Raw genomic sequence first — 10,717 nt, forward strand, 5'->3', positions numbered from 1 at the left:
CGGCGCGCGCCGTCAGCCGGCGGGGCGCTCGCGGCCGTCACCTCAGTTCAGCGCCGGCAGGTCGCCGAGGTCGAGCGCGTACCACTGCGTGTCCTCCTCGTCCCACCCGGCGCTGCGGTACAGCGCGCGTGCAGCCGCGTTCTCGCGCCCGGTTTCGAGCACCAGCCGGGTCGCGCCGGCCGCGCGCGCGGCGGCCGACGCCGCATCGAGCAGCAGCGTGCCGATGCCGGACCGGCGCGAGTCTGCGGCGACGTAGAGATCGTTGAGCACCCAGATCGACGCCATCCGCACCGACGAGAACATCGGGTACAGCTGGGCGAAGCCGAGCACCGCGTCGCCGCGCTCGACGATGACCACCACCGACTGCCGCAGTTCGATCCGCTCGAGCAGGAAGTCGTGCGCGCCGCGCAGGTCCGGCGCCTGGCCGTAGAACTGCCGGTAGGCGTCGAACAGCGGCGCGACGCGGTCGAGGTCGTCGGCGGTGGCGGCGCGGATGCGCAGGTCCATTGGGGGCTCCGTGCGGGCGTGGCGTGGTCTGCGCGCACGTTAGCGCACGCCGGCGCGGACGCGCGCGTTCCGGGCGGCGGTTCAGCCGCCCTCGGTCAGGCGGGCGAGCTCGTCGGCCTGGTGCTCCTGCTGCAGGCGCGCGACCAGCGCGTCCATGCCGCCTTCGACGACATTCGGCAGGTCGTACAGGGTCAGGCCCTCGACGCGGTGGTCGGTGATCCGCCCCTGGGGGAAGTTGTACGTGCGGATGCGCTGGCTGCGGTCGCCGCTGCCGACCTGCAGCTTGCGCTCGGCAGCCTGTGCGGCGGCGGCCTTTGCCGCCTGCGCCTCGGCGATGATCGCGCGCAGCCGGGTCATCGCCTTGTCGCGGTTGGCGTGCTGGCTGCGCTCGGTCTGGCTCTCTACGACCACGCCGGTCGGCACGTGGGTTATGCGGATCGCCGATTCGGTCTTGTTGACGTGCTGGCCACCGGCGCCGGACGAGCGGAACGTGTCGACCTTGAGGTCGGCCGGGTTGATCTCGATCGGCTCGCCGTCGGGTTCGACCGGGATGATCGCGACCGTTGCCGCCGACGTGTGGATTCGGCCCTGCGACTCGGTCGCCGGCACCCGCTGCACGCGGTGGGTGCCGGACTCGAACTTCAGCTTCGAGTACGCGCCCTGGCCCTCGATCCGCGCTATCACTTCCTTGAAGCCGCCGTGCTCGCCCGGACTGGCCGACTCCACCTCGACCCGCCAGCCCTGGCGCTCGGCGTAGCGCGAATACATGCGGAACAGGTCGCCGGCGAAGATCGCCGCCTCGTCGCCGCCGGTGCCGGCGCGCACCTCGAGGTACAGGTCGCCGTCGTCGCGCGGGTCCTTCGGCACGAGGTGCGCGAGCAGCTCGGCTTCGAGGCGCTGCAGGCGCTCGGCGGCCGCGCCGATCTCCTCTTCGGCCAGTTCGCGCAGCTCGGGGTCGGCGCGCATCGCCTCGGCCGCGGCAAGGTCGGCCTTGGCCTGCTGCTCGTCCGCCAGCGCGCGCGCGACCGGCTCGAGCTGGGCGAACTCGCGCGACAGCTTGCGGAAGCGGCCGGCGTCGCCGATCACCGACGGATCGGCGAGCAGGCGCTCGAGCTCCTCGCGGCGTTCGGACAGGGCTTCGAGCTTGCGGCGCAGGCTGGGGGTCATGGAGTCGGGCTTCGGCGTGGGAGGTGGGACAGCGGAACGGCGACGACGCGCGGTGCGTCGCTAGCGTTCGCGGTCCGGATCCGCCGGCACGGCGTCGCCGGGCGCCGCGTCCCGCCCGGCGCTGCCGGTGGCGGGGAACAGCTTCTCGGCCGCGCGCGCGAGCTCGGCGTTCCCGGTCAGCGCGGCCTCGCGCAGCGCCACCGTCGGCGCGTGCAGCAGGCGGTTGGTCAGCGTGTGCGCGAGGAAGTCGAGCACCGCGGCCGGGTCCTCGCCGGCGGCGAGCTGCTGGCGCGCCTTCGCCAGCGCGTCGGCCTTGGCCAGCTCGCCGTGCGCGCGCAGCTGCTTGAGCGGCTCGGTGCGCTGGCTGGCGGCCATCGTCTCGACGAAGCGCCCGACCTGCAGGTCCACGATCGCCTCGGCCTCGGCCGCGGCCTCGCGCCGGCTGCGGCGGTTCTCCTCGATCGCGCGCTCGAGGTCGTCGACGGTGTACAGGAACGCGTCGCGCAGCTCGCCGACGTCGGCGGCGATGTCGCGCGGCACCGCCAAGTCGAGCAGCAGCATCGGCCGGTGGCGGCGCGTGGCCAGCGCGGCGGCGACCTGCGCGCGGCCGAGGATCGGTTCGCGGCTGGCGGTGGCCGAGATCACGACGTCCGCCTCGCCCAGGTGCTTGTCGAGTTCGCCCAGCGGCAGCGCGACGCCGCCGTGGCGCGTGGCGAGCTCCTGCGCGTGGGCGAGGGTGCGGTTGGCGACCAGCAGGCGCTTGGCGCGCGCCTGGACCAGATGGCGGGCGGCCAGCTCGATCGTCTCGCCGGCGCCGATCAGCAGCACGGTCGAGTCGTCCAGGCGCGCGAACGACTCCTGTGCCAGCCGCACGGCCGCCGACGCGACCGACACCGGGTTGGCGCCGATGCGGGTGTCGGTGCGCGCGCGCTTGGCGGTGGTGAAGGCGTGCTGGAACAGGCGGTCCAGCCGCGTGCCGAGGGTGCCGGCGCCGCGCGCGGTCGCCCACGCGTCCTTGACCTGGCCGAGGATCTGCGGCTCGCCGAGCACCAGCGAGTCGAGCCCGGTCGCGACGCGGAACAGGTGGCGCACGGCGTCGGCGTCGCGGTGGCGGTACAGGTACGCGTGCAGGTCGCCGGCGTCGTCGGGGTGGGTCGCCAGCCAGTCGGCCAGCGCCTGGCCGTCGTCGTCGGTGACCGCGTACAGCTCGGTGCGGTTGCAGGTCGACAGTAGCGCGACCTCGTGCACCGTCGGCAGCCCGCGAAGCGCGTGCAGCGCCTGCGGCACCGCGTCGCCGGCGAACGCCACCCGCTCGCGCAGGCTGACCGGCGCGGTCTGGTGGTTGATGCCGAGGACGAACAGGCTCATGCCGTGTGGTGGGTGCGGCACCCCGCCGATCGCGTTCAGGTGCGTGCGCTAAGCTGCGGACGATTGAGAGGCCGCCATTCTACCGGCCCGCATGCGACCGTGATGCCCGACGCCCTGCGCCTGCTGAGTTCCATCGCCGCTGCCGCGTGGCTGGCCGCTGCCGCGCCCGCCGTCCACGCGCAGTCCGCGCCTGCCGATGCCAAGGTGTCGACGGCCAAGGCCGCGCGCGCCGCCGACGATCCCACCGCGACGTCGCTCGAACCGCTGCTTGCCGGCGAGTTCGCGCTACAGGCGGGCAAGCTCGACGAGGCCGCGCGCCACTACCTGCAGGCCGCCCGCGCGGCCGGCGATCCGGCGCTGGCCGAACGCGCGACCCGCATCGCGGTGCTCGCCAAGGACGACGCCGGCGCCGCCGAGGCGCTCGCGCTGTGGCGCCGGCTCGGCGGCAGCGGGCCGTCGCTGGTGGCCGCCGACGCCACCCTGGCGCTGCACCGCGGCGACGAGCGCGCCGCGCGCAGGCACCTCAACGCGCTGCTGCGCGAGCCCGGCGACGACGGCTGGCGGCTCGCGCTCGGCGTGCTCGGCACCGGCGCGAACGACCCGAAGCAGGCCGCGCGCCTGCTCGACACGCTGGTCGACGACGGCCGCATCCCGAATCGGCTGCCGGCGTGGCTGGCGTTCGGCGGGCTGGCGCAGCGGCTCGAGCAGCCGGCGCTGGCCGAGCGCATCGTCGCCGAGGTGCTCGAGCGCTTTCCCGGCGAGCCCCGCGTTGCGCTGCTGCGTGCCAGCCAGCTGCGCGACACCGGCAGGCCGGACGAGGCCAAGGCCGCCCTGGCGCTGATCGCCGATCGCGCCGACACCGACGCTGACCTGCGCCTGGCGCTGGCGGCGGAGTACGAGGCGCTCGACGACCACGCCACCGCCGCGCAGGTGCTGGCCCGCGGCCCGCAGGACGACCAGACCTACGCGCTGCGGGCCTCGCTGCTCGCCCGCGCCGAGGACAAGACCCGCCTGACCGCGCTGTACGACGAGCTGGCGCGTGGCGCCAGCCGCCCGGACCCGCAGCGTCGCCTGCTGCTGGGCCAGATCGCCGAGTTCCTCGACCGCAACGACGACGCGCTGTCGTGGTACGGCGGCGTGCCCGGCGGCCAGCAGCGCTGGGTCGCGCGGCTGCGCTCGGCCAACGTGCTGCACGAGCTCAAGCGCGCCGACCAGGCCTACGCGTCGCTGCGCGAGCTGCAGGCCGACGCCGCCGCGCCCGACGATGCGCGCCGTGACGCCTACCTGCTCGAGTCCGAGCTGCGCCAGCGCGACAAGGCGCTCGACGGCGAGCTCGACGCGTTCGCGCGCGGCCTGGCGGCGTTCCCGGACGACCCGGATCTGCTGTACGCGCGGGCGCTGGCCTACGAGCGCCGCGACGACATCCCGCGCGCCGAGGCCGACCTGCGCCGCATCCTGGTCAGCGACCCGGACAGCGTCGCGGCGCTCAACGCGCTGGGCTACACGCTGGCCGACCGCACCACCCGATACCAGGAAGCGCTGGAGATGATCGACCGCGCGCGCACGGCGCAGCCGGACAACGCCGCGATCATCGACAGCTACGGCTGGGTGCTGTACCGGCTGGGCCGCAACGAGGAAGCGCTGGTCGAGCTGCGCCGCGCCTTCACGATGCAGAAGGACGCCGAGATCGCCGCCCACCTCGGCGAAGTGCTGTGGGTGCTCGGCCGCAAGGACGAGGCGCGCAGGTACTTCGACGAGGCGCGCAAGCTCGACGCCGACAACCGCTCGCTGAAGCGGGCGCTCGAGAAGCTGGGGCTGTGATGCGCGCGCTGATGGTCTTGCTGCTGGGAATGGTGCTGGCCGGATGCGCGACGACGCGCGGCATCGAGAGCCCCCTGCCGCCGGCGCAGCTCGCCGCCGCCGAGGCCGCCCAGGCCGCGCGCGAGGCGGCGCTGCGGGCGCAGGACAGCTGGTCGTTCGCCGGCCGCATCGCGGTGTCGAACGCGGGGCAGGGCGGGAGCGGGCGGATCGACTGGCGCCAGGACGGCCCCGGCTTCGAGGTCTCGCTGAGCGCGCCGGTCACCCGCCAGAGCTGGCGGCTGGCGGTCGCGCCGTCCGGCGCGACGCTGGACGGGCTCGAGGGTGGACTGCGGTCCGGCCCCGACGCCGGCCCGCTGCTGCGCGAGGCCACCGGCTGGGAAATCCCGGTGGACGCGCTGAACCACTGGGTGCGCGGGCTGCGCGCGGACGCCGCCGGTCCGGCCGCGATGAGTTATGGCGCGGACCTGCGCCCACGCCGGATCGAGCAGGGCGGCTGGACGATCGACTACGTCTGGCCCGAGTCGCCGGCCGCGACGCTGCCCGATCGGGTCGACGCGCGCCGCGACACCGCTCGGGTCCGCCTGATCGTCGACGCCTGGGGCGAGCCGGACGCCTGACCCGCGCGGCTGCCGTACCCTTGGCGCCCCCAAAGCTGCCCGAGCGCCCGATGAGCCGCGAGTCGCCCGACGAATGGACCGCCTGGCCGGCCCCGGCCAAGCTGAACCTGTTCCTGCGGATCACCGGCCGCCGCGCCGACGGCTACCACCTGCTGCAGACCGTGTTCCGGCTGCTGGATTGGGGCGACACCGTGCGGCTGCGGGTGCGCGACGACGGCCGGATCGTCCGGCATGGGGCCTCGGTCGCCGGCGTCGCCGAGGCCGACGACCTCGCCGTTCGTGCCGCCCATCTGCTGCAAAAAGCGTCAAACACAGCACTCGGTGCCGACATCGTCGTCGAAAAGCGCATCCCGGCCGGGGGCGGCTTCGGTGGAGGGTCGTCCGACGCGGCGACGGTGCTGGTGGTGCTCGACCGGCTGTGGGGCGCGGGCCTCGGGGCCGACCGCCTCGCCGGGCTCGGCCTGGCCCTGGGCGCCGACGTGCCGGTCTTCGTGCACGGCCGCAACGCCTGGGCGGAGGGGGTCGGCGAGGTGCTGCAGCCGGTCGACCTGCCGCCGCGATGGTATGTGATCGCCGACCCGGGCGTGCATGCGCCGACCGCGGCGCTGTTCGCGGCCCCTGAATTGACGCGCGATGCACCGCCCGCGACAATGTCCGACTTCGTTTCGGGTGCACCGCTCGGGAATGCGTTCGAGCCGGTACTGCGCGCGCGCGAAGGGGCCGTCGAGGCTGCCTTCGCTGCACTGTCGCGGATCGGCACGCCACGCCTGACCGGGTCCGGCAGCGGCTGTTTCGTCGAATTCGCCACCCGCGAATCGGCCGAACAGGCACTGGCGGCGCTGCCGGCCGGCCTCACGGCCTGGGTGGCGGCGGGGGTGGCGAGGTCACCGCTGCAAGGGGCAATCGAGACGCTGTAAGCCTTTGCAGGGGCGTCGCCAAGTGGTTAAGGCACCGGGTTTTGATCCCGGCATTCGTAGGTTCGAATCCTTCCGCCCCTGCCATTCCGACGCTCGACCCGCCGCTCCATCCCGCAGTTCCGTCCGTCAGACCCCGCCCGCCCCGGAGCCGTGACCGTGCAATCCGACCGCAACCTGCTCGTCTTCAGCGGCAACGCGAATCGCCCGCTGGCCGAGGCCGTGTGCAAGGAGCTCGGCATCCGCCTCGGCAAGGCGCTGGTCGGCCGGTTCTCCGATGGCGAGGTGCAGGTCGAGATCGAGGAGAACGTGCGCCGGCAGGAAGTGTTCGTGATCCAGCCGACGAACGCGCCGACCGCCGAGAATTTCATGGAGCTGCTGGTGCTGATCGACGCGCTCAAGCGCGCGTCGGTCGCGAGCGTCACTGCGGTCGTGCCGTACTTCGGCTACGCCCGCCAGGACCGTCGCCCGCGCTCGTCGCGCGTACCGATCACCGCCAAGGTCGCCGCCAAGATGTTCGGTGCGGTCGGCGCGGACCGGGTGCTCACGGTCGACCTGCACGCCGACCAGATCCAGGGTTTCTTCGACATCCCGGTCGACAACGTCTACGCCTCGCCGCTGCTGCTGGCCGACATCTGGCGCGCGCACGGCACCGACAACATGGTCGTGGTCTCGCCGGACGTCGGCGGCGTGGTCCGCGCCCGCGCGATCGCCAAGCGCCTGGACGATGCGGACCTCGCCATCATCGACAAGCGCCGCCCGCGCGCGAACGTGTCGACGGTGATGAACATCATCGGCGACGTCGAGGGCAAGACCTGCGTGCTGGTCGACGACATCGTCGACACCGCCGGCACCCTGTGCGCCGCGGCCAACGCGCTGAAGGCGCGCGGCGCGCTGAAGGTCGCCGCCTACTGCACCCACCCGGTGCTGTCGGGCGCGGCGATGGACAACATCACCAAGTCGCAGCTCGACGAGCTGGTGGTCACCGACACGATCAAGCTGTCGGACGCCGCCCGCGCCTGCGTCAAGATCCGCCAGCTCAGCGTCGCCGAGCTGCTGGCCGAAACCATCCGCCGCGTCGCCTTCGGCGAGTCGGTGAGTTCGCTTTACGTCGACTGATCGCATCGTCGACACGATCCGCGGTGCCGGCACCTGCCGTCGCCGCACGCCGCTCACCTGGTCGCGGGTGAGCGTTTCCACCGCCGCGAGGCGGATCCACGCAGTACACAGTGAGTAAGCGAAATGTCCGAACACACCATCAAGGCCACGAGCCGCAATGTCGAGGGGAAGGGTGCGAGCCGCCGCCTGCGCCATGCCGCTTCGATCCCGGCCATCATCTACGGCGGCAAGTCCGCGCCGCAGGCCATCCAGCTCGACCACGAGAAGATCTGGCTGGCCCAGCAGAACGAGTGGTTCTACTCGTCGATCCTGAGCCTCGACGTCGACGGCAAGGTCGAGAGCGTGCTGCTGCGCGACATCCAGCGCCACCCGTTCAAGCAGATCATCATGCACCTGGACTTCCAGCGCGTGGACGCCAACCAGGCGCTGCGGGCGTCGGTGCCGCTGCACTTCATCAACCAGGACAGCTCGCCGGCCGGCAAGGCCGCCGACGTCGTCGTCACCCACGAGCTCAACGAGGTCACCGTCAGCTGCCTGCCGAAGGACCTGCCGGAGTTCCTCGAGATCGACCTGGGCAAGCTGGCCGTCGGCGACATCGTCCACCTGTCGGACATCAAGCTGCCCAAGGGCGTCGAGCTGCCGGAGCTGAAGCTGGGCAAGGAGCACGACGTCGCCGTCGTGATCGCCAAGCACGGCCGCGTCGAGTCCGAGGAGGCCGCTGCCGAGGCCGCGCCGGCCGAAGTGCCGGCCGCCAAGGTCGCCAAGAAGGACGACAAGTAATCGCCTCGTCCCGGCGCGCCCCGCGCGCGCCCGGACGGTTGCGGTTGCCGCGCCTTTCGCATGGCTGGCCTGCGCCTCATCGTCGGTCTCGGGAACCCCGGGGCCGAGCATCTCCGGACCCGGCATAACGCCGGGTTCTGGTTTGTGGACTCCCTTGCGCTGGCCGCCGGGGCGCGCTTCGGCGTGGAATCCAAACTGTTCGGCGAGACCGCCAAGGTCGAGATCGCCGGGCGTCCGGTCTGGCTGCTGAAGCCGGCCACTTTCATGAACCTCTCGGGCAAGTCGATCGCCGCCGCGCTGCGGTACTGGAAGATCGAGCCGGAGGAGACCCTGGTCGCGCACGACGAGCTGGACCTGCCGCCCGGGACGGCCCGGCTGAAGTTCGACGGCGGCCACGGCGGCCAGAACGGCCTGCGCGACACCATCCGGCTGCTCGGCCACGGCAAGTTCCACCGCCTGCGCATCGGCATCGGCCATCCCGGACACAAGGACAAGGTCACCCCGTGGGTGCTGGGCCGGCCGGGGCAGGGCGACGAGGCGGCGATCCTGCGCGCGGTCTCCGACGCGATCGACGTGCTGCCGCTCGCGGTCGCCGGCAACTTCATGGACGCGATGACGCGCCTGCACACCAGCAAGGACTAGCGATTGGGGATTCGGGATTCGCGCGCACCGGCGCGGCGAGTCCCGAATCCCGAATCACGGATCCCGGAAACGAAATCGATGGGCATCAAATGCGGCATCGTCGGCCTGCCCAACGTGGGCAAGTCGACCCTCTTCAACGCGCTGACCAAGGCGGGCATCGCCGCGGCCAACTTCCCGTTCTGCACGATCGAGCCGAACGTGGGCATCGTGCCGGTGCCGGACCCGCGCTTGAATGCGCTGGCCGAGATCGTCAAGCCGCAGAAGGTGATCCCGACGGCGGTCGAATTCGTCGACATCGCCGGCCTCGTCGCCGGCGCGGCCAGCGGCGAGGGGCTGGGCAACAAGTTCCTGGCCCACATCCGCGAGGTCGACGCGATCACCCACGTGGTCCGCTGCTTCGACCACCCGGATGTGATCCATGTGGCCAACCGAATCGATCCGATCGCCGACATCGACACGATCGACACCGAACTGGCGCTGGCCGACCTGGAGTCCGTCGACAAGGCGCTGCAGCGGGCCGAGCGTTCGGCAAAGACCGGCGACAAGGACGCCAAGGTCCGCGTCGAGGTGCTGTCGCGCGTGCGCGCCGGCCTCGACGCCGGCAAGCCGGCGCGCGCGCTGGGCCTGTCGGACGACGACAAGGCCCAGGTCCGCGACCTGTTCCTGCTCACCCTCAAGCCCGTGATGTACGTGGCCAACGTGCTGGAGGACGGGTTCGAGAACAACCTGCACCTGGACGCCGTGCGCGCCCGCGCGGTCACCGAGGGGGCCGAGGTGGTGCCGGTCTGCGCAGCGATCGAGGAGGAGATGAGCCAGCTCGAGGACGAGGACCGCGACGCGTTCCTGGCCGACCTCGGCCTCGCCGAGCCGGGCCTGAACCGCCTCATCCGTGCCGGCTACAAGCTGCTCGGCCTGCAGACGTACTTCACGGCCGGGGTCAAGGAAGTGCGCGCCTGGACCGTCAAGGGCGGGTCGACCGCACCGCAGGCGGCCGCGGTGATCCACACCGATTTCGAGAAGGGCTTCATCCGCGCCGAAACGATCTCGTACGACGACTTCCTCAAGTACCGGGGCGAGGCCGGCGCGCGCGACGCGGGGCGCCTGCGGCTGGAAGGCAAGGAGTACCGGGTGCAGGAAGGAGACGTGCTGCACTTCCGCTTCAACGTCTGATCGGCGGCGCCGCGCGCCGGCGGAGGGAGCGCCGCAAGGCGCGCGCAAAACGCGTTGACTTCCCGTAAAGCTGGCGCCAGAATTGCGGGCTCTTTGGAGGGATACCCAAGCGGCCAACGGGGGCAGACTGTAAATCTGCTGGCTCACGCCTTCGGTGGTTCGAATCCACCTCCCTCCACCAGCTCTACGCGGTACCGTTCCAGATTCGCAGTGCGCACCACCGTTCCACGCTGCACCCGGCGGCCTTACCAGTCACCGGCGCTCCACCCAAGCAGGTCCGTCCGGCGCGGGAGTAGTTCAACGGTAGAACCTCAGCCTTCCAAGCTGATGGTGCGGGTTCGATTCCCGTCTCCCGCTCCATTGAACGCCGCGACAGACCCCTGCTGGCACAACCTGCTCACGTAGCTCAGTCGGTAGAGCACCTCCTTGGTAAGGAGGAGGTCGAAGGTTCGATTCCTTTCGTGAGCACCATCTTCAGTGCGATACGCGGCTCCGGCCGAGACGTTCCCACCGAAACACCACAGTCCCAAATCGAGAAGCGACAGCCATGGCCAAGGGTAAATTCGAGCGCACCAAGCCGCACGTGAACGTGGGCACGATCGGTCACGTTGA

General features: G+C 71.9%; 10 protein-coding genes and 4 tRNA genes. 11 read left to right on the plus strand and 3 right to left on the minus strand.

The window, feature by feature from the left end; translation table 11 throughout:
• Positions 1-42: 42 nt before the first annotated feature.
• The 3 genes from D3A60_RS04375 to hemA all read right to left on the minus strand — a co-directional run bounded on the left by D3A60_RS04375 (position 43) and on the right by hemA (position 3,042).
• Positions 43-507: a GNAT family N-acetyltransferase gene (locus D3A60_RS04375; protein WP_119717448.1), complete on the minus strand. Its 465-nt coding sequence runs from the start codon at positions 505-507 to the stop codon at positions 43-45.
• An 81-nt stretch (positions 508-588) separates the two neighbouring features.
• The gene (gene prfA / locus D3A60_RS04380) at positions 589-1,674 is read right to left on the minus strand and encodes a peptide chain release factor 1 (RefSeq protein WP_119717449.1); all 1,086 of its coding nucleotides are present in this window, start codon (positions 1,672-1,674) and stop codon (positions 589-591) included.
• A gap of 60 nt (positions 1,675-1,734) precedes the next feature.
• Positions 1,735-3,042 carry a glutamyl-tRNA reductase gene (gene hemA, locus D3A60_RS04385; protein WP_119717450.1) on the minus strand — a complete coding sequence of 436 codons (1,308 nt, stop codon included), beginning with the start codon at positions 3,040-3,042 and terminating at the stop codon, positions 1,735-1,737.
• A 102-nt stretch (positions 3,043-3,144) separates the two neighbouring features.
• On the opposite strand from hemA, the gene D3A60_RS04390 reads away from it, so the two are divergent.
• From D3A60_RS04390 to D3A60_RS04440, 11 genes are all read left to right on the plus strand, one after another.
• Entirely contained in the window at positions 3,145-4,863 is a 1,719-nt protein-coding gene (locus tag D3A60_RS04390; protein WP_119717451.1) for a tetratricopeptide repeat protein, read from the plus strand.
• An 11-nt stretch (positions 4,864-4,874) separates the two neighbouring features.
• The gene (lolB, locus tag D3A60_RS04395) at positions 4,875-5,480 is read left to right on the plus strand and encodes a lipoprotein insertase outer membrane protein LolB (RefSeq protein WP_231120389.1); all 606 of its coding nucleotides are present in this window, start codon (positions 4,875-4,877) and stop codon (positions 5,478-5,480) included.
• Between the two features lie 50 nt (positions 5,481-5,530).
• The gene (gene ispE / locus D3A60_RS04400; protein ID WP_119717453.1) at positions 5,531-6,397 is read left to right on the plus strand and encodes a 4-(cytidine 5'-diphospho)-2-C-methyl-D-erythritol kinase; all 867 of its coding nucleotides are present in this window, start codon (positions 5,531-5,533) and stop codon (positions 6,395-6,397) included.
• 8 nt (positions 6,398-6,405) lie between these two features.
• Positions 6,406-6,481: transfer RNA gene (locus D3A60_RS04405), tRNA-Gln, on the plus strand.
• A 72-nt stretch (positions 6,482-6,553) separates the two neighbouring features.
• Entirely contained in the window at positions 6,554-7,513 is a 960-nt protein-coding gene (locus D3A60_RS04410) for a ribose-phosphate diphosphokinase (protein WP_119717553.1), read from the plus strand.
• Between the two features lie 123 nt (positions 7,514-7,636).
• Positions 7,637-8,293 (plus strand): 50S ribosomal protein L25/general stress protein Ctc, encoded by a 657-nt coding sequence (locus D3A60_RS04415; RefSeq protein WP_119717454.1) that lies wholly within the window; start codon positions 7,637-7,639, stop codon positions 8,291-8,293.
• 60 nt (positions 8,294-8,353) lie between these two features.
• Complete coding sequence (pth, locus tag D3A60_RS04420) at positions 8,354-8,935, plus strand: aminoacyl-tRNA hydrolase (RefSeq protein ID WP_119717455.1); 582 nt, start codon at positions 8,354-8,356, stop codon at positions 8,933-8,935.
• A gap of 78 nt (positions 8,936-9,013) precedes the next feature.
• Positions 9,014-10,105 carry a redox-regulated ATPase YchF gene (ychF, locus tag D3A60_RS04425; protein ID WP_119717456.1) on the plus strand — a complete coding sequence of 364 codons (1,092 nt, stop codon included), beginning with the start codon at positions 9,014-9,016 and terminating at the stop codon, positions 10,103-10,105.
• A gap of 95 nt (positions 10,106-10,200) precedes the next feature.
• A tRNA-Tyr gene (locus tag D3A60_RS04430) sits at positions 10,201-10,286 on the plus strand.
• A 105-nt stretch (positions 10,287-10,391) separates the two neighbouring features.
• Positions 10,392-10,465: transfer RNA gene (locus tag D3A60_RS04435), tRNA-Gly, on the plus strand.
• Positions 10,466-10,500: 35 nt separating this feature from the next.
• Positions 10,501-10,576 (plus strand) — tRNA-Thr (locus D3A60_RS04440).
• Positions 10,577-10,717: the final 141 nt, after the last annotated feature.

Source organism: Cognatilysobacter tabacisoli (genome assembly GCF_003586305.1).
In the GTDB taxonomy this organism is placed as follows: Bacteria; Pseudomonadota; Gammaproteobacteria; order Xanthomonadales; family Xanthomonadaceae; genus Cognatilysobacter_A; species Cognatilysobacter_A tabacisoli.

Coding starts and splice junctions, on each gene's coding strand:
- D3A60_RS04375 (WP_119717448.1), bottom strand. CDS start 507: ATGGACCTGCGCATCCGCGCCGCCACCGCCGACGACCTCGACCGCGTC.
- prfA (WP_119717449.1), bottom strand. CDS start 1,674: ATGACCCCCAGCCTGCGCCGCAAGCTCGAAGCCCTGTCCGAACGCCGC.
- hemA (WP_119717450.1), bottom strand. CDS start 3,042: ATGAGCCTGTTCGTCCTCGGCATCAACCACCAGACCGCGCCGGTCAGC.
- D3A60_RS04390 (WP_119717451.1), top strand. CDS start 3,145: ATGCCCGACGCCCTGCGCCTGCTGAGTTCCATCGCCGCTGCCGCGTGG.
- lolB (WP_231120389.1), top strand. CDS start 4,875: ATGGTCTTGCTGCTGGGAATGGTGCTGGCCGGATGCGCGACGACGCGC.
- ispE (WP_119717453.1), top strand. CDS start 5,531: ATGAGCCGCGAGTCGCCCGACGAATGGACCGCCTGGCCGGCCCCGGCC.
- D3A60_RS04415 (WP_119717454.1), top strand. CDS start 7,637: ATGTCCGAACACACCATCAAGGCCACGAGCCGCAATGTCGAGGGGAAG.
- pth (WP_119717455.1), top strand. CDS start 8,354: ATGGCTGGCCTGCGCCTCATCGTCGGTCTCGGGAACCCCGGGGCCGAG.
- ychF (WP_119717456.1), top strand. CDS start 9,014: ATGGGCATCAAATGCGGCATCGTCGGCCTGCCCAACGTGGGCAAGTCG.